Genomic DNA, 16138 nt, shown 5'->3' with positions numbered 1-16138 from the left:
CGAAGCGGGCCACAGCCGTCGGAGGTGACTGGCAGAATCAGTTCATGCCTGGTTTGCATCATGTTCGCACTGAGTTCGTGGGCTCGTCGCTGCCCGAAGACATCGCCGACCGTGACCCCTGGTGGCTCTTCGACGAGTGGCTGAGCTGGGCGGTGGCGGCCGAGTTGCCCGAGCCGACAGCGATGACCCTCGCCACGGTCGGTCCCGACGGTAGGCCGTCGGCCCGCGTGGTGCTGCTGAAGGAGTACTCCCCGGCGGGGTTGCGGTTCTTCACCGGGCGCGGCTCCCGCAAGGCTCGGGAAGCGCTCGGCCAGGGCTGGGGCAGCGCCAGCTTCTTCTGGCCGGAGCCGATGCGGCAGGTTCGCGCCGTCGGGACGGTCACCGAACTCAGCCGCGCGGATTCCGCGGAGTACTTCCGCACCCGCCCGCGCGCCAGTCAGCTGGCGGCCTGGGTGTCGCCCCAGTCGCAGCCGCTGGCCTCCAGGGCGCAGCTGGAGCGGGAGCTGGCTGAGGCGCAGGAACGGTTCGCCGGCGCTGAGGTGCCCCTGCCCGAGCACTGGGGCGGGTTCGTGCTGGACGTTGCGGAGTTCGAGTTCTGGCAGGGGATGCCCGGCCGCGCCCACGACCGCGTGCACTTCGTCCGCACACCCGAAGGCTGGACGGGTACGCGGCTGTATCCGTAGCGGGGGGGCGGATCATTGGGGTGGTGGCCGTGGGCCGCGTATCCTGCGCCATCGTCGACGGGGAGACAATCCGCCAAGAGGTTTTCACCTGGACCTGCGCATCGTCCCCCGAAACCCTGGAGAAGGGTTCGTGCTTGCCGGCAACTTCCACAAGCCCGATCGCACGGTTCCGCCCGAGCAAGCGGGCCAGGCTCGTCGGGCCCCGCTGATTCCCCCGTCGGCGGGGCCCCGGGCAACGAAGGACACGCATGGCACGAATACTTGTCGCTGAGGACGACCTCAGGCAGGCGCACCTGCTCCAGGCCTACCTGCAGGCCGAAGGGCATCGCGTCGTGGTTGCCGCCGACGGCGCTGCGGCGCGGGAATACGTCAGGGAGTGCCGCCCCGACCTGCTCCTGCTCGACGTCATGATGCCAACCCTGGACGGCTGGCAGGTGCTGCAGGAGCTGGAGACGCTGGGCAGGGTGCCGGTCATCGTGCTCAGCGCGCGAGGAGCCGAGGCCGACCAACTGCTCGGCTTCAGCCTGGGCGCGGACGACTACGTCACCAAGCCCTACAGCCCCCGCCAGGTGATAGCGAGAGTGCGGGCGGTGCTGCGCCGCACCGGGGCGCAGAGCGTCGACCAGGTGCTGCGGGTGGGGCCGATCCTCGTGGACCTGGACCGCTACGAAGTCAGCGTCGACGGCGTCCCCGTCACCCTGACGAGCCGGGAGATGTCGCTGCTGGTCACGCTGGCCAGGAACCCCGGCCGGGTGTTCACCCGCGCGTACCTGCTGGAGGAGGTCGCAGGATTCGACAGCATGGCGCTGGAACGCACCATCGACATGCACGTGCTGAACCTGCGTCGCAAGATTGAGCCTGACCCGTCGCACCCGACCTATTTGGTCACGGTCAAGGGGCGAGGCTACAAACTGGTTGAACCCTGAGGCTCTTGTGGCCTCCTTCATCCACAGCGGGTGCGCCCGGGCGGTCATCCTTAGCCTGCACTTGAGGCGGAGCAGCCGGACGACGGCCCCGCCCCCGTTCCCACCGCGCCGCCTGAATAGCGCAGTGGCGGCTCTGGGCCGGGCGCAATCCGTGTGAGATCGGCCACGCAAGACGAGCACCTCTGCGGGAGCCGCCCCGGGGTATCCCCAACAAACCGGCCGCGCCAAGCCGACGCCGAGCACACCCGCCGGGCCCAACCCCCGGGGCCGATTGGTGTGGGCCGCGTCAGATGACGGTGCGTAGCGCGATGAAGCCGAGTGCTCCCAAACCAGCAGCCACGGGCAGGGTGATCACCCACGCTAGGAAGATGGGGCGCATCAGTCGCCAGTTCGCGGCCTTGTTGACAAGGCCAACGCCCAGCACCGCCCCGATCAGGATGTGCGTCGAACTTACGGGCAGCCCGAGAACCGACGCCAGCATCACGACGGCGGCTGCCGAAAGTTCTGCGGCAAAACCGGAGGCCGGGTGAATCTTCGTCAGGCCCTCGCCCACCGTGCGGATCACCGCTCGCCCGATGAACCACAGACCACACACCAGTGCGACGCCGAACGCGAACAGTACAGGCGCCGGCACAGCCGTCTTGTCGTTGATCTGGCCGGTACGCAACACGTCGAGGATGGCGGCGAAGGGGCCGACGGCGTTCGCGATGTCATTAGAGCCGTGGCTGAACGCGAAAGCAGCGGCAGTGAACACCTGCATCCACGAGAAAAGCGTGAAGGTGGCTTTGGACAGCTGCTTGCCGCGCAGCGAGTTCGCGAACATCGATAGCGCGAGCCAAACCACCGAACCAATCATCGTGAGTACCAAGCCCATCGACACCGGGCTGAATGCGAGATCCAGGTTGCCCAAGCCCTTGACCAGCAGCATCGCGCCAATCACGACCGCGCCCACCGCGCCCACCAGCGGCACCCCGATGGTTAGCGCACGATGCGACTTCACCTCGTCAACCTGCTTGTCGATCTTCTTCAACGCGCGGTAGTAGTCGGACTCCAACTCCGAGGGGTCAATGTCGGAGATCTTCGCCAGCTCGGAGTCACGCACAAGCTTGTTGGTGTACGCCACCTGCTGCAGCTCGGTGAGGCGGCTGAACTCGGTGCGTTGCTTGTCGCGCTCGCGGATGCGCTCCGCGTTCAGCTCACGCAGCCGGGCCTCCGCCTTCTCGTTGTACATCAAGATGTGGCGCTGGATGGCGCCGAAGAGGAAGAAAGCCACCGTGCCGCCCAACACGGGAGAGAGCACCCACGAGATCGCGATGTCGCGGATCCCCGACCATTGGACCATCTCCAACGTGCCCTGGCTGGTGACGTAGCCCAGCGTCAGCGAGGCGCCAACGATAGCGCCGATGATCGAGTGCGTCGTGGATACCGGCAACCCGAACTTGGTGGCGATCAGCAGCCACACGGCCGCGCCGAACAGCGACGACATCATGATGATCACGAAATCGATGGGCAGCACGCTCACACCGTCGAGGTCGACGATGCCGCTGCGCACAGTGTCGGTCACGGCGCTGCCGGCCAGCACAGCGCCGCTGACCTCGAAGATGGCGGCCACCAGGAGGGCCTGCTTCATCGTCAAGGTCTTCGCACCCACCGATGTGCCGAACGAGTTCGCCACATCGTTGCCGCCGATGTTGAAGGCCATGAACAGGCCTAGCGCGATCGAGGTCATCAGGATCACGGTGAGGCTGAAATCATTGACGTAGCCGATGGACCACAAGGAGAAGGCGACGAAAGCAACAGCCATCATCCCCCCGAACGACAGGTGCCAGTTGCGATCCGCACCCAGGAAACGTTTCTTCTCGACGCCGTCAGCGTCGGCAACAGTGGAGTCGGTGTTTGGCATATCCACAATCGGAAGGGTAACCGAACATGAGCTAGGAATAACACTCGGATGGGGAAGAAGCGCTAACGTCGGTAAGCGTGCGCATCCTCGTCACCTCTTTCGAGCCCTTCGGCGGCGACCCCGAGAACGCGTCGTCGCTGGCCGCCGCTGAACTGCTGGGCAATTGGAATGGCCAGCACGAACTGGCGTGGGAGGTGTTGCCGGTGGTGTTTGACGACGCCCACCTCCGCGCCGCCGTCGCGCGGCACAGGCCGGACCTCGTGGTGGCGCTCGGCGAAGCGGGCGGGCGGCGCGCGCTCACCCCCGAACGGCGCGCCGCCAACGAGATGCACGCCCGAATCCCCGACAACGCGGGCGCCCAGCCCGTCGGGGAGATCCTGCCCGGCCAGGCAGACGCCGTGGCAGACGTAGACGTCGACGCTTTGGTGGCTCGGATGCGCGCGACGGGTTGGGCCGCCCAGGCCAGCGACGACGCGGGCCGCTTCGTGTGCAACTTCGTCGCCTACCACGCCTACCGGTTGCCCATACCCGCCGTCTTCGTGCACGTTCCCGCGGTGCGCAGCCGAGGGGAGGCCACAGTCGGGCAGGAAACCGACGACCCGGCCAAGCCCGCGGACTCGTCGCCACCCGCAGGGCGGGAGCCGCAGACCCCGGCGGAGATCGCCGAGGCGTTGGCGGCGGGGCTGCGCGGGCTGGGCTGAGAGCCCGCCCAGGGCGTGCCCACCCCAGCAGGGCTCCCGGCACCCGACCTACTCGGCGCCGACGCGCATCCAGCCGTCGCCGTGCGCCCGCCAGCCTAGGGTGAGCGCCCGCGCCCCCATGTAGCCCAGCGAGAACGCCAGCCACAGCGCCGTAAGCCCGGTGCGCCCGGCGGGGAGCCACAGTACCGCCAGCGCCAGAGGCGCGTACAGCGCGAGTGTCACCAGGCCAGCTTTCGCCAGATACACCCCGTCGCCCGCGCCGATCAGCACACCGTCGAGCAGGAACACGTATCCGGCCAGCGGCAGCGCCACTGCAACAACCAGGAACACCCAGGTGACCAGGTGGTACACCTCTGCATCCGGCGAGAACAGCTCGCCCAACCAGCCGCGCGCTGCCACCACCGCCAGCCCGAGCACCAGGCCCACCCCACACGCCCAGCGCGTCATGCTCGTGGTGAACTCCCGAGCCTCCCGCCGATTGCCGGCGCCCAACGCGATCCCGATGATGGTCTGGCCGGCGATCGCGATGGCGTCCAACGCGTTCGCCAGGAAGTTCCACGACTGCATCACGACGTGGTGTGCCGCCAGCGCCGCCGCGCCCTGCGCGGCGGCCACGTAGGTGGTCAGCAGCAGCGCCACTCTGAGCGACAGGGTGCGCAGCATCAGCGGTAGCCCCACGCGCAGGCTGAGCCACATGTCCGCGGCCGAGGGCGCCACCCGCGCCCCGACGCGCCGCGCCCGCACCCCCACCAGATAGGCGGCGGTCACCCCCATGCCGGTCTCCGCGATCGCCGTGCCCAGCCCGGCACCGGCGATGCCCAGCCCGAGGCCGAACACCAGCAGCAGGTTCAGCAGGAAGTTCGCTACCGCAGCCAACACGGTCAACACCAGCGGGGTGCGTGCATCCTCGAAGCCCCGGAACGTGCCGGTGGCGGCGAACACCGCCAGCGTCGCAGGCACCCCGGGCAGCACCCAGCGCACGTACTGTGCAGCCTGCTCCGCGACGTCCCCTTCTGCGCCCAGTGCGGCAACCAGCCAGTCGACGCTCGCGTAGCCCGCAGCAACTAGCGCCAGCCCCAGGCCGACGGCCAACCACATCGCTTGAAGACCCAGTTCGGTGGCGCGGCGCGTGTCGCCCGCGCCGAACTGGCGCGACACCGTCGCCGTGGACCCGTAGGCCAGGAAGATCATCAGCCCGACGGCTGTGCCCACCAGAACGCTCCCCACCCCGAGGCCGGCCAGCGGCTGAGTGCCCAGCCGCCCAACGATCCAGGTATCCGCCAGCGTCATCAGCGGGTGGGCCACGAGCGTGGCGAAAGCCGGCACCGCAAGGGCGAGCACACGTCGGGTTTGAGCCATGCGCGAGAGTCTACGTGGCCGCGGCTTGTAGGCTCGCGTCGTGACCTATCTCCGGCCCGATCCCAGCATCCCCGGCGCGTTCCGGGTGATGTTCGGTACCACACAGCAGTCGTGGGTGGACCCGTCGCGCCCAGACTTCTTGGTGTTCGAGTACGTGCAGGAGATCGCGAACATCCTGGACAACAGCGTGCTGCACGCGCCCTCCGAGCAACGGCTGCGCGTCGTGCACATCGGCGGAGGTGGGCTCAGCATCCCGCGCTGGATCGAGTGGCGGCGCCCGCAGACGGCGCAGGTGGTGTGCGAGCCCAACACCGAACTCACCGACGAGGTGCGCCGCAAGGCGCCGCTGCCCAACCGTAGCGGCATCAAGGTGCGCGACGTGGATGGCCGCGCCGGGCTCGCGGCCATGCGCGACGACTGGGCTGACGTCATCATCGTTGATGCCTTTGATGGTTCCCAGGTGCCCGCCGAACTCGTCAGCGTTGAGGCCTTCGACGAGTACCGGCGCGTGCTGCGCGGAGACGCGCTCGTGATCGTGAACATCACCGATCAGGTGCCGTTTAGTTGGGCCAAACGCGTCGCGGCCGCGATGGGCCGGTGGCCCGTCCGGCTCGTCGGGGCCGAACCGGCCGTACACAAGGGCAGACGCTTCGGCAACGTGCTGCTCGTCGGGGCCGACGTGCGCCCCGACGAGCACGGGATCGCGCGCGCTTCGGCGGGCCTCAACGGCGGCTACCGCTGGCTGGTCGGCAGGGAAGGGCTCGGCTGGTCGGGCGGGGCGGAGCCGTTCACTGACGCCACCGCCGTGGACTCTCCGAAGCCGGCCACCAGCAGGCTCTGGTTCTGAGCCCCGTCCGGGTATGCCGAATGGGGCGGCTATGCGCGACAATGGGCGCATGACCAAACGTGCCAAGCAGCCCATGTCGCCCATAACGATGGTGCTGCTGCTGGCGCTGTGCGCGCTCCTTTGCACAGCAGGCTGGTTGGGCTGGGTCTACGTGGGCAGTAACCTCCTCGGCCAATCCCGCCAGGCTAGCGCCTTGGACGAGGCCCGGCAGGCGGTCTCCACGGTCGCCGACGAGGAATCGCGCCCGGCGGCGGGTGAAGCCGCCTGGGTGCTGGAGATCAGCGGCACCTCCTTCGCTGTCCTGGGCGGCACCGACGCCCACGCCCTCAGCCGGGGTGTGGGCTGGTATCCGGCGACGGGGTTGCCAGGTGAGGCGGGCAACGTCGTGCTGGCGGGCCACCGCTACGCCGACGGGAAACCCTTCGCGGGCCTTCTGACGCTGAGGGTCGGCGACGAGGTGGTGTTGGAGACCAAGGTGGCGCGCTACACCTACGCCGTGCGGGTGCCCGCCAGTGAACTCACCGTGGCCGCCACCGACGGCTGGGTGCTCGACGCCGTGCCCGGCCACGATTTCGATCCCCACGAGCAGTTGCTCACCCTGACCACGCAACAGGATCTGGTGCCCACCGCTGACCGGGCGGTGGCCTTCGCCGCGCTCATCAAGGAGGAGAAGAAGTGAAGAAAGAGCTGATCGGGCACATCAACCGGCTCGCCGTGGTGCGTGGCCATGTCGTGCTCGCCTCCGGCAAGGAAGCCGACTACTACGTGGACATGCGCCGCGTCACCCTCGATGGCGTCGCCGCCCCCCTAGTGGGGCGCGTGATGCGCGAGTTGACCGCCGACCTCGACTTCGAAGCGGTGGGCGGCCTCACGCTCGGCGCGGACCCCGTCGCGACCGCGATGCTGCACGCCGCCGCGCACGCCGGGCAGCGGCTTGACGCCTTCGTGGTGCGCAAGGGAGTCAAAGCCCACGGCCTGCAGCGCCGCATTGAGGGCACCGATGTCGCGGGTCGGCGCGTGCTCGTAGTGGAGGACACCTCGACGACGGGCGGCTCGGCGCTCACCGCGGTTGAGGCGGTGCGGGAGGCCGGCGGCGAGGTGGTGGCCGTGGCGGTCGTCGTCGACCGTGACACCGGGGCCGCCGAGCGGGTGGCGGAAGCCGGCCTCGAATACCGGTACGCGATCGGGTTGACCGACCTCGACCTGTGAGCTGTCTTTGCTTCCCGCGCCACTCGACGGTTAACGTGGCCGTTCAGCTATCGAAAGGAAGCCATGAGCGACACCCCCCGCCGCTTCTGCATCATTGACGCCCTCGCGAACACGGCGCGCGGCGGCCTGATTGGCCTCGCCGAACTGGTGCCAGGCGTCTCCGGCGGCACCATCGCGCTCATCACGGGCGTTTACGAGCGGGTGCTGGCCGCCGGTGATCAGATCATCAGTGCGGCCAAGCGGCTCGTGGTCGGCCCCGAACGGTTCAAGGGCTGCCTGGCGCACCTGAAGCGCGTCGAGTGGTGGCTGGTCCTGCCGCTGCTGCTGGGCATGGCGGTGGCGGTGCTGTCGATGGCAGGTGCGATGGCGGGCTTCGTGGAGGGCAGCCCCACGCTGGCGCGGGGCCTGTTTCTGGGCATGGTGGCGGCCTCCGTGGCGGTTCCTCTCCTGCTGATCAATCGCAGCGAACTGCACCGCAAGCATTGGCCGATCTACGCGGGGTTGTTCGCGGGGGCGGCGCTGGCCGCCTGGCTGCTGACGTCGTCGGGCGCGGGCCAGGTGGTGGCGAACCCCAGCTATCTCGTGGTGTTCGCTGCCGCCGCCGTCGCGGTGTGCGCGCTGGTGCTGCCGGGGGTGTCCGGTTCGTTCTTCCTCCTCGTGGTGGGCCTGTACGCTCCGACGCTGCACGCGGTGCACGAGCGCAACCTCGGATACATCGCGGTGTTCGCGCTGGGCGCGCTGACCGGCATCGTGTTGTTCATCCGTGCCCTCAACTGGCTGCTGAAGAACCACCACACGGGCGTCATGTTCGCGATGTCGGGGCTGCTGCTGGGCTCGCTGCGCGCGCTGTGGCCCTGGCAGGTTGAGGGCGCGCTGGCCGCACCCGGCGCTGATGTGGCGCCCGTCGTTGGGCTGGCGGGGCTGGGCGCGCTGATCGTCGGCGGGCTCGTGCTGGCCGACCGGCTGCTCAGCCGGACCGCAGAGCGAGCAGCGGAGGAGGCCACCGCGTGACCGAGCCCTCTGGCCCGACGGCGGCCACCGTCGGGGTGGGCCCGCACCCGGAGCCGTGGCCCGACGATCCGCGCCTCGACCCCGAGCTGCTCGGCGGGGGCGATCGCCGCAACGTGCTCGACGAGTACCGCTATTGGCGGCTGTCGGCGATCGTCGCCGACCTCGACGAGCGCCGCGCGCCCCTGCACGTCGCCATCCAGAATTGGGAGCACGACTTCAACATCGGTTCGATTGTGCGTACGGCGAACGCCTTCAACGTCGCGGCTGTGCACATCGTCGGCAAGCGACGGTGGAATCGGCGCGGTGCGATGGTCACAGACCGCTACCTGCACGTGCTGCACCACGTCGACGAGTCCGCGCTGTTCACCTTCTTGGCCGATGAGGGAATCACCCCGGTCGGGGTGGACAACCTGCCCGGGGCCGTCGCGTTGGAACGCGCCGAGCTGCCGGAGCGGACCTGCCTGATCTTCGGCGCGGAGGGCCCGGGGCTGACACCGGAGATGGTGGCGGGGTGCGAACGGCTCGTCGCGATCACCCAGTACGGTTCGACGCGCAGTATGAACGCCGGGGCTGCCGCCGCCATCGCGATGTATCACTGGTCGCTGCAGCACCGCTGGGGCGCGGCCTAGAGTGGTGCCTATGGAACGCTTTGTGGTCAGCCTCACCCCGGTGCCGACGGCGGCTCGGGTCGCCCGGCAGCGGCGCGCCTTGAAGTGGCGGATCGTGTCCACGGCGATGTCGCTGGGCATCCTGGCGGCCATCTACTCTTTCCGGCCGCCTGAGATGAGGCTGGTCTGGCACATCCTGTTCATCGGTGCTTGGCTAGGGAGTTCGTTGTTTTGGCTGGCGGCCAACATCGTGCGCCTGCATCTGGCGAAGCGGGATCTGGCCCGCATCGAGCCGCGGCCGTGTCTCACGATCGAGCCGGAGGGCATGGCCTTCCACTGGCCTACTGTGGCGCGGCTGCGTTGGTCGGAGATCACGGCGGTTCGGGTGGCCAGCGGTGGGGCGGCAGGCCCGAAGCTGGCCGTCGATGCGCGCAATTCGACGGTGGATGTGCCGCTCAGCTTCCTTGACGCGAGCCCGGCCGTTTTGGACGGAATGATCCGCGCACTGTCGCTAGGTGAGCATTCGATTGAGGCCCGCAAACTTGAGTTGAGCGTTTGATGCCCCACGTGTCCGGCGGTGAGGCGCCGCGATAGGCTGGTGTTACCTAAAAAGGCACGTTCTAGGAAAAGAGACACCCATGCCCATTGCAACTCCTGAGGTTTACGCCGAGATGCTCGATCGGGCCAAGGCGAACAAGTTCGCCTACCCGGCCATCAACATCACCTCGTCGCAGACCGTGACCGCCGCCATCCAGGGCTTTGCTGAGGCAGGCTCCGACGGCATCATCCAGGTTTCCACCGGTGGCGCCGAGTACGCCTCCGGTTCGACCATCAAGAACATGGTCACCGGCGCTGTGGCTCTGGCTCGCTACGCCGAAGAGGTCGCCAAGAATTACCCCGTCAACATCGCGCTGCACACCGATCACTGCCAGAAGGAGAAGCTGGACACCTACGTCAAGCCCCTCATTGCGCTGTCGCAGGAGCAGGTCGACCGCGGCGGTCTGCCCATCTTCCAGTCGCACATGTGGGACGGTTCGGCCGTGCCGGTGGCGGAGAATCTCGCGATCGCTGAGGAGCTGCTGAAGCTCACCACCGCCGCCAAGATCATCCTGGAGATCGAGGTCGGCGTCGTCGGCGGCGAAGAGGACGGCGTCGCCAACGAGATCAACGAGAAGCTGTACACCACCGTCGAGGATGGCATGGCCACCGTCGAGAAGCTCGGCCTGGGTGAGAAAGGCCGCTACATCACCGCGCTCACCTTCGGCAACGTGCACGGCGTGTACAAGCCGGGCGCCGTGAAGCTGCGCCCCGAGGTGCTGAAGGAGATCCAGGAGGCTGTCGGCGCGAAGTACGGCAAGGAGAACCCGTTCGATCTCGTGTTCCATGGCGGTTCCGGCTCCACCGCACAGGAGATCTCTGACGCGGTCGACTACGGCGTCATCAAGATGAATGTCGACACCGACACCCAGTACGCCTTCACCCGCCCAGTGGTGGAGCACATGTTCCGCAACTACGACGGCGTTCTGAAGATCGACGGCGAGGTCGGTAACAAGAAGCTCTACGATCCGCGCTCGTGGGGCAAGGCCGCAGAGGCCGGCATGGCTGCCCGTGTCGTCGAAGCCTGCCAGGCGCTGCGTTCGGCTGGCACCACGCTCGGCAAGTGATGCCGATTCAGGTTCTGCCGCGAAGGCAGCGCCGGGCTGTGGCGCTTTCGTGACGGGATCTGGCGCTGCACGACAGAAAAGTGGGGTGGGTCTTGGAGACCCACCCCACTTCTTGTTCTCTGTGTACTTTTACTTGCTGTGATTCCTGGGGTGTTGGGTGGGGCGACGTGTCCCCGCCCAACACCCCGGGGGGCGAGCCTCAGCGGCCGGTCTTGGGCAGCCCCGGCCGCTTGCCCGGCGCGGGCGCCGTCGGCTTCGTGTCGGCGGGCGGCGTCGGGGTGACCACAGGGGGCGTGTCGGCGGGCGGCGTCGGGGTGACCACCGGGGGTGTGTCACCCGTCGGGGCGCCGACGAGCCGCACCTGTACGGTGCGTTTCGTCACGTTGCCTGCGGAGTCCGTGGCGGTGAGCACCACGGGCGTGGGGGTAACCGACAAGACGGAGGGCAACTCGAAGCGCACCTCGACCTGGCCGTCCTCCGGGTCCTTCGCGGAGTAGGCGGCGCCGATCAGGGCACGCGCGTCCGCATCCGGGAGCAGGTCAAGCGAGTCGGGGCCCTCGATCACCGGCGGCTCGTCCACCCGAAGCAGTAGGGACTCGACGGTGGTGCGGCCCCCCAAATCCTGGCTGATGGCGACCAGAGTGTGCATGCCAGAGGAGAGGCCAGGCACATCGGAGAGGCGCACGTCGAGCGTGAGCTGCTGTTGCGCATCGCCCGCCCCGGCGGCACCAGCGGGGGCCGGTTCGCCGTCGCGGAAGGTGGTCAGCCACGCCTTGGGATGGGTGCGCACCGCCACCATCTCCGACGCAACCGGCTTGCCGTCGACGAGGACCTGGAGACTCTGCAGGTAGTCGTCCGACGCGGTGACGGTCACCGAGTCCTTGGCGGACAGCACCGGCTTGGGAGCACCGAAGCGCACCTCGGGAGACTTGTCGTCCAGAATCAGTGGCACGCCTTGCTCGAAACCGTTGGCCATGCCGTCGAACAGGCTGATCCGCAGGGAGTGTCCGTCGCGTGCGCCGCGCACCTCGGCCTCGAAGGGCCGCTTGTTCAGGTCGGGGGCCTGATCCCACAGGTTCTCGAACTCCTGCACAACGCTACCGTTCACCGCCAGCTGGTAGCCGAACTCGTTGTCCCATACCGTGCCGTTGAGGGAGACTGTCTGCTCGGCCTGGCTGAGGAAGATCGCACCGTTGGCGGCGATCGGTGGGTTCACGGTGAGGTCGATGCCGGGCATCCTGCGGTCGTAAAGGAAACGCCACGCCGATTTCAGGAACGGCGTGTCGGACTCGTCGAGCACCTCGAAGGGCACCTTCGTGATTCCGTTGACCAGTTCGATATCAACGGAGAACCGCCCGGTTTCGTCGAGGGCAACGGGTTTCCCATCGATGACCAGTTTGGTGGGTAGCCGCCGCATGACACCTTTGAGAGTGAGGCGGGCAGCCGCATCGGAGCCGGTGGCCTCGTCATCAAGCGTCGTCAGGTTCTTGAAGGATGAATCGACGAGGTTCAGGTGGTTTCCGTAGAACGAGGTCGGAGCGTTCAACTTCGGGTCGTCGAAGATGATGCCGTAGCCAGGTTTGGGGGCTTCCCGGCCCGCAATCACCCAGGCCAGGGCCCGGCCGTTGGCCCGATCGTGTTCGCTCACCCAATGGTCGAAGCCGAAGACCTGGGCGATGTTGCTGATGAATGACGGGGCGTAGGACATCGTGAAGGTGCCGTCGGGGGCTACCGGGTGGGGCCTGCGGAACTGGTCGAGCACCACGAGCCGGTCTGCGGGGGAGTGCTCGTCGGAGATCTTCCCCTCGACGTTGAACTGGCCGTTCTCGTCGAGGATCACCTCGCCCTTGTCATTCAGGTTGATCTTGGTGATCTGGATAGTGGGCGGGGTGATGTCGTAGCCGAGCCAGTGGTTGGCGGTGGCGACGGTGGTGCCGCTAGCTTCCCGGGCGGTGATGCTGATCTCGTTTCGACCTTCGGAAAGAGGTAGCCTGGCGATGGCGAAACCGTCCTCGGGGGTCACACTGGTTTCGTTGACCTGGACAGCGGCGACGTTCGGGCGCACCTTCATGCGCAGCACCAGTTGGCCGTCCTCAATGGTGGGCCTATCGCGTTCCTCGGTGAGGGTGCCCACCCAGCGATCCAGGTTGGTTTCCAGGAGGTTCAGGTCTCGGGTTGCGTAAAACTCGTGCGCAACAATGTGGTTTCCGGCGCGGTCTCCCACCGTGAGAGCGAGGTAGGAGTTTTCCTTCGCCAAATCCGCCGGCACGTCCACCCGGTAGGTGGAATCGGCGCCGGGTACCACCTGTAGCCGCCGCCTTGTGCGCGCATCCGTGGCCTTCAGACCAGGGAGGTTGATGCCCGACAGCGCGTCGGAGGCGTGGAAGGTGTAGCTGATGCCACCGTCGGGTTTGGGAGTCACGCTCGCGGTGGCGACGGTGGGCGCGACGGTGTCTACGCCCAACTCCAGCTCGGTGACCTGCCAATCGAACTCGTCGGACAGGCGCGCCCGGATGCGGTAGCGGTACTCGCCTAGCGGGGCATCGTCGATGGTGTGGAACTGGTCGTCGGCCGGGTCATACAGACCCCCGTCCCACTTGCGGTCGGCTGCGACGTGGCTGGCGTCAGCGCCGAGGGACAGCAGCGAGTTGCGGCTGTGGCGCAGCAGATTGCGGTCAATGCCGAGAGCGCGCACGACGTCGTCCCCGTGGACGATCTCGTAGCGGACCTCCCCGGCGGAGCGCAGCAGTTGCAGCTGCGGCAGGATCGTATCGGAGCTGCCATCGCCGTTGGGGGAGAACCATTGGGTGGGCGTCACCCCGCCCTCGCCAGCGGCGCCGAGCAGCTGGGTGCGCGACCTGGGCCGCGGGCCGATCACCCGGTCCAGGTAGGATTCCTGGCCGCTTTCCGGGGCAGGATCGATGATGGGTTCGGCGTTCCAATCACCCGCGAAGCCGAGGTACGGCAGGGAGAGGCTAGGCTGCGCCGGGTCCGTCGATTCGAACACGACCCAACCCTGCACCCAATGGTTCTTCGAGGCGTCGGCGTCCAGGGTGAAGGTGGCGGTGGCTGTGCCACCGGCGGGCACGACGAGCGGCCCCTGCGGGGCACGCAACTCGTCGTCGGCGCTGCAACTGGTCTCGTTCGGTGAGCCCGCCTGCTGAGACTCGGCGAGGACGCACGTCGCCCCGGGGTTGAAGCGCAGTTCTTCGTCGCCGAGGTTACTCAGGGTGACGTCGAAGTTGGTGGTGCCGGTCACCTGTCGCAGCGCGACGTGTGGCGCGCCGTCGACTGTGGCAAATACCTTCGTCGTGAGCGCCTCTTCGGTGTGGATCAGACCGGCGCCGATCTGTCGGGGCGCGAAGGGCGCGTCGTCGTGGTGCAGAATCTGCGCGGTGTTGGCGAAGCCAACCCGCAGCAACTCCCGGCGCTCGCTGGCGGACATCTCCGGGAAACGCCTGCGGTATTCCTGCAGGCCTAGGGCGAAGGCGCCCGCGACGTGGGGAGCTGCCATCGAGGTGCCGGATTTGGTGCCGTAGCGGTTGCTGTTGAGCGTGGAATAGACATCGCCGCCGATGCCGGCGAGCTGTGGCTTGAAGTCCAGCGAGGGGGTGCTGCCCCACGAGGTAAACAGTGACGGCTCCAGCGCGCCCTCAGGGTTTGGCACGGAGATGAGGTGGTCGGTGAGTTGGATTCTGGCGGAGCCGCCGTGGGCTTCAATCTTCTGCTGCAGGCGCTGGCCGTCGCTGTGCAGCAGGAAGACGCCCACCAGGTTGGTGTCGGGGATTCCGCCCATAAGGTCGAATACGTCGCCACGTTCAGCGGTGTTGAATACGAACACGCCGCGCGCACCCTTCGCGGCAGCGTTTCGGAACATGGTGCCGAAGCTGGTTCGGCCGCGGGCGATCAGCACGTAGTTATCACGCGCGGTATCTGGGATGTCGTCGGCGAGCCCGTACCCGCCGGAGACGAGGGTGTGCTCCGCCTGATCCGGTTGGCCGGTCTGTACCTGGTAGCCGAAGCGCAGCTTCTCGCCGCCGGCTGTGGCGATCGCCATCGGGTTTGGCACGTGCGAGTTGTTGATGGAAGCGATGGCGAGCGCGTCGGAGGTGCTCGCGGGGGTGTGCAGGGTGCCGTCGTCGAGTAGCTCGCTTTGGTCTTTGGTCTCTGCGTCGGTTGCCAGGTTGATACCTTCGTTTCCGGCCGCGACGACCACCTCAACCCCGGCGGCCAGGGCGTTGGCTATGGCCCGGCCCTCCCCGATGGTGGCCTCGGCAGTGCCGTTGGGGATGCCGAGGGAGAGGTTGATAACGTCGGCACCCAGCTCGACTGAATCTTCGATCGCGGCGATGATGTCGTCTTCTTGCGCTCCGGAGCGGTGCGGGTCGTTGGAGAACACCTTCATGCTGAGTAGCTGGGCGTTGGGGGCGATGCCCAGGATCCGTCCGCTGCCCGGCTCGTTGGCGGCCTTCCCACCGTTAGCACCGACGATGCCCGCGACGTGCATGCCGTGCTGGTCGGTGGTGCGGTCGAAGAACTCGGCGTTGCCGTCGGCGTAATTCCAGCCGTAGGGAATCTTGTCGGTGTATTTGTCGCTTTGCGGCTCCATTTTCTTGTCCGCACCATCGTCGAGGCGCATGTCTTGGTGGGTGGGGTCGACGCCAGAGTCGATCACGGAGACCAGCGTCCCGGAACCGTCAACTCCTAGGTTCTGACGGGCTGTGACGCTGCCGCTTGCTTCGCCCGCGGTGGCCATCACGGGCTGGAAAACCTTCAGCGGCTTGACGCTGGCCACGTCCGGGTCCAGGGCCAGCGGCACCAGCAGGTTCTCGGGAATCTCGGCCGAGAATGCGTTGACCAGGGTGCCGAACTTGCGGCGCACATTGAAGCCGGGTTGCTCTGACCAGCGGTCGAGTACGCGATCCACGGCGGCGATCCCTTCGGCCTCCATGCCCTTGCCGCTGGGCTGCTTGCGCAACATGACCAGCACTCGGCGGGTGTTCGTGGCGGTTGGGATGTCGATGTCGGCGGGCGCTGCCCCGGGGGGTTCGGTGTGTGGATCAGCGTGTGCCGGTGTTGTTAGCCCGCTTGAGAGGACGATGGCCGCCCCCACCAGCGAAGCGAGGACCTGTCTCACTTGTTTCATGGTGTCCTTAATCCTTGGCCCGAATGGGGAGTTGTGGTGCGCTACCCGGGGCGCACACCAGGGGACAGCCTAATGACAAGG

Annotated in this window: 13 protein-coding genes; 10 read left to right on the top strand and 3 right to left on the bottom strand. The window is 67.4% G+C overall.

What is annotated here, in order from left to right:
- Nucleotides 1-44 precede the first annotated feature (44 nt).
- Entirely contained in the window at nucleotides 45-683 is a 639-nt protein-coding gene (pdxH, locus tag EII42_RS03340; protein WP_125170703.1) for a pyridoxamine 5'-phosphate oxidase, read from the top strand.
- A 248-nt stretch (nucleotides 684-931) separates the two neighbouring features.
- Nucleotides 932-1609, top strand: a complete 678-nt coding sequence (locus tag EII42_RS03335; RefSeq protein WP_125170702.1) for a response regulator transcription factor — start codon at nucleotides 932-934, stop codon at nucleotides 1607-1609.
- 286 nt (nucleotides 1610-1895) lie between these two features.
- Here the strand turns inward: EII42_RS03335 and EII42_RS03330 are convergent, their stop codons facing one another.
- Nucleotides 1896-3512, bottom strand: coding sequence for an inorganic phosphate transporter (locus EII42_RS03330; RefSeq protein WP_125170748.1), 1617 nt, complete (start codon nucleotides 3510-3512; stop codon nucleotides 1896-1898).
- 77 nt (nucleotides 3513-3589) lie between these two features.
- Here EII42_RS03330 and EII42_RS03325 point away from each other — a divergent pair, with 77 nt between their 5' ends.
- Nucleotides 3590-4213, top strand: a complete 624-nt coding sequence (locus EII42_RS03325; RefSeq protein WP_125170701.1) for a pyroglutamyl-peptidase I — start codon at nucleotides 3590-3592, stop codon at nucleotides 4211-4213.
- Nucleotides 4214-4261: 48 nt separating this feature from the next.
- Here EII42_RS03325 and EII42_RS03320 read toward each other — a convergent pair whose 3' ends face one another.
- Nucleotides 4262-5572, bottom strand: a complete 1311-nt coding sequence (locus EII42_RS03320; protein ID WP_125170700.1) for an MATE family efflux transporter — start codon at nucleotides 5570-5572, stop codon at nucleotides 4262-4264.
- A 40-nt stretch (nucleotides 5573-5612) separates the two neighbouring features.
- On the opposite strand from EII42_RS03320, the gene EII42_RS03315 reads away from it, so the two are divergent.
- The 7 genes from EII42_RS03315 (at nucleotide 5613) to fbaA (ending at nucleotide 10911) form a co-directional block, all read left to right on the top strand.
- Nucleotides 5613-6419 (top strand): spermidine synthase, encoded by an 807-nt coding sequence (locus tag EII42_RS03315; protein ID WP_125170699.1) that lies wholly within the window; start codon nucleotides 5613-5615, stop codon nucleotides 6417-6419.
- 49 nt (nucleotides 6420-6468) lie between these two features.
- A complete protein-coding gene (locus tag EII42_RS03310; protein WP_158676382.1) occupies nucleotides 6469-7098 on the top strand; it encodes a class E sortase in 630 nt (209 codons plus the stop codon).
- On the top strand, nucleotides 7095-7628 hold the full coding sequence (pyrE, locus tag EII42_RS03305; RefSeq protein WP_125170697.1) for an orotate phosphoribosyltransferase: 534 nt from the start codon (nucleotides 7095-7097) through the stop codon (nucleotides 7626-7628). Before EII42_RS03310 ends, pyrE begins: the two co-directional genes overlap by 4 nt.
- Nucleotides 7629-7691: 63 nt before the next feature.
- Nucleotides 7692-8639 (top strand): DUF368 domain-containing protein, encoded by a 948-nt coding sequence (locus tag EII42_RS03300; RefSeq protein ID WP_125170696.1) that lies wholly within the window; start codon nucleotides 7692-7694, stop codon nucleotides 8637-8639.
- Nucleotides 8636-9268, top strand: coding sequence for a TrmH family RNA methyltransferase (locus tag EII42_RS03295; RefSeq protein WP_125170695.1), 633 nt, complete (start codon nucleotides 8636-8638; stop codon nucleotides 9266-9268). The genes EII42_RS03300 and EII42_RS03295 overlap by 4 nt, the downstream gene beginning before the upstream one ends.
- Before the next feature lie 10 nt (nucleotides 9269-9278).
- A complete protein-coding gene (locus EII42_RS03290) occupies nucleotides 9279-9806 on the top strand; it encodes a hypothetical protein (RefSeq protein WP_125170694.1) in 528 nt (175 codons plus the stop codon).
- 79 nt (nucleotides 9807-9885) lie between these two features.
- Nucleotides 9886-10911 (top strand): class II fructose-bisphosphate aldolase, encoded by a 1026-nt coding sequence (gene fbaA / locus EII42_RS03285; RefSeq protein ID WP_125170693.1) that lies wholly within the window; start codon nucleotides 9886-9888, stop codon nucleotides 10909-10911.
- Nucleotides 10912-11110: 199 nt separating this feature from the next.
- Here the strand turns inward: fbaA and EII42_RS03280 are convergent, their stop codons facing one another.
- Nucleotides 11111-16057 (bottom strand): S8 family serine peptidase, encoded by a 4947-nt coding sequence (locus tag EII42_RS03280; RefSeq protein ID WP_125170692.1) that lies wholly within the window; start codon nucleotides 16055-16057, stop codon nucleotides 11111-11113.
- Nucleotides 16058-16138 lie beyond the last annotated feature (81 nt).

The organism is Tessaracoccus sp. OH4464_COT-324 (genome assembly GCF_003932855.1).
In the GTDB taxonomy this organism is placed as follows: Bacteria; Actinomycetota; Actinomycetes; order Propionibacteriales; family Propionibacteriaceae; genus Arachnia.
Note: the sequence above shows the minus strand (reverse complement) of the source record. Positions and strands in the feature narration are given on the sequence as shown.

Excerpts from the sequence above, each read along its gene's own strand:
- EII42_RS03310 (WP_158676382.1), top strand. The coding sequence starts at position 6,469 with ATGACCAAACGTGCCAAGCAGCCCATGTCGCCCATAACGATGGTGCTG.
- EII42_RS03290 (WP_125170694.1), top strand. The coding sequence starts at position 9,279 with ATGGAACGCTTTGTGGTCAGCCTCACCCCGGTGCCGACGGCGGCTCGG.
- EII42_RS03335 (WP_125170702.1), top strand. The coding sequence starts at position 932 with ATGGCACGAATACTTGTCGCTGAGGACGACCTCAGGCAGGCGCACCTG.
- fbaA (WP_125170693.1), top strand. The coding sequence starts at position 9,886 with ATGCCCATTGCAACTCCTGAGGTTTACGCCGAGATGCTCGATCGGGCC.
- pdxH (WP_125170703.1), top strand. The coding sequence starts at position 45 with ATGCCTGGTTTGCATCATGTTCGCACTGAGTTCGTGGGCTCGTCGCTG.
- EII42_RS03300 (WP_125170696.1), top strand. The coding sequence starts at position 7,692 with ATGAGCGACACCCCCCGCCGCTTCTGCATCATTGACGCCCTCGCGAAC.
- EII42_RS03320 (WP_125170700.1), bottom strand. The coding sequence starts at position 5,572 with ATGGCTCAAACCCGACGTGTGCTCGCCCTTGCGGTGCCGGCTTTCGCC.
- EII42_RS03280 (WP_125170692.1), bottom strand. The coding sequence starts at position 16,057 with ATGAAACAAGTGAGACAGGTCCTCGCTTCGCTGGTGGGGGCGGCCATC.
- EII42_RS03330 (WP_125170748.1), bottom strand. The coding sequence starts at position 3,512 with ATGCCAAACACCGACTCCACTGTTGCCGACGCTGACGGCGTCGAGAAG.